The 1,396-nt window shown below is 72.8% G+C and carries 2 protein-coding genes; both read left to right on the top strand.

Going from position 1 to position 1,396, the window contains the following annotated elements:
• A partial coding sequence (locus DEIPI_RS28455; RefSeq protein WP_211238238.1) for an alpha/beta fold hydrolase occupies positions 1 to 780 on the top strand: 780 nt, incomplete at its 5' end.
• Positions 781 to 909: 129 nt separating this feature from the next.
• Positions 910 to 1,396 (top strand): fasciclin domain-containing protein (locus tag DEIPI_RS28450; RefSeq protein WP_084473954.1); only part of this gene is annotated, 487 nt, incomplete at its 3' end.

Below are 1,396 nucleotides of genomic sequence, written 5' to 3'. Positions count from 1 at the left end.
CCTGCCCGGCGCACGCCGCCTCCCGCCCCCGGGACACGCTCGGACGTGCGGGTGGTGCGGGGGGTCGTGACGCACGCGCTGGTGCGCGGGGAGGGAAGGGATCTGGTGATCGTGCCGGGGATCGGCTGCGCGGCGTTCGTGTACGACCGTCTGGCGGACGCGCTCGCGCCGCACTTCCGGGTGTGGTCGTACGATCCGCCGTCGCATGGACGCAGCGGGGACGCGCCGCCGGGGGGCCTCAGGATCTCGCGGCTCACGGATCATCTGGCGGCGTGGATGCGGGAGGTGGGCCTGACGGACGCGGTGGTGCTGGGGCATTCGCTGGGGGGGGAGGTGGCGATCGATCTGGCGGCGCGCTCGGGTGAGCTGGTGTCGCGGCTGGTGCTGCTCGCGCCGACGGGCGTGCCGGACAATCCGGTGCTGACGCTGCAGCTCGCGCGGCTGGCGGTGGACGCGCCGAGGGAGCGGCCGGGGCTGCTGGCGCGGGTGTGGGCGTCGTACGCGCGGTGCGGGCCGCTGAACATCGTGCGGATCGCGGCGGATCAGCGTCATCACCTCACGTCGCCGCTGCTGCCGCTGGTGCGCTCGCCCACGCTGGTGGTGCGAGGGGAGAACGATCCGGCGATCCGGCGGGACGCGGTGCGCACGCTCTGCCGTCTGCTGCCCGACGTGCGCGAGGAGCGGGCGCCGGGCGCGCATGCCTTCTGGTATCCGAGCGCGGCGCTCGTGGCGGGGCTGGTGCGGGACTTCACGGCGGACCTGGCGCCCGGTCACGATTGATTGGCAGCGCAGCGCACGTTCCTCGCGGGAGGGCGGGATTTGGCACGTTGTGGGCCCCTCCGTCCGGGGCACCATGCGGGCGGCGCTCAGGTGGAGCGCGCGTTCCTTTCCCTTCATGCGAGGTGCTTCATGCGTACCGTCAAGCTGCTTCTTTCCGGTCTTCTTCTGGGTTCCACCGTCGCGTTCGCGGGGGGTGGGTCGGGTACGGCGTCTCGTCCGACGATCGCGGGGATCGTCGCGAGCGATCCGAACTTCAGCACGCTGCTCGCGGCGGTGCAGGCGGCGGGGCTGGTGGACACGCTGAACGGCGCGGGGCCGTTCACGGTGTTCGCGCCGACGAACGCGGCGTTCGCGAAGATCCCGCGTGATCAGCTCGACGCGCTCCTGAACGACCGGGCGGCGCTGACGCGGGTGCTGACGTATCACGTGGTGCCGGGCCGCGTGACGTCGCAGCAGGTGGTGCGTCTGACGAGCGCGACGACGGTGGAGGGCTCTCCCGTGCGGGTGAGCGTGTCGGGCGGCGCGGTGCGCATCAACGACGCGCGCGTGACGGCGGTGGACGTGGGGGCGTCGAACGGCGTGATCCACGTGATCGACACGGTGCTGCTGCCCCCTT

The sequence above is a fragment of the Deinococcus pimensis DSM 21231 genome, assembly GCF_000519345.1.
GTDB lineage: Bacteria > Deinococcota > Deinococci > Deinococcales > Deinococcaceae > Deinococcus_A > Deinococcus_A pimensis.
This window is presented reverse-complemented; position numbering and strand designations above follow the sequence as displayed.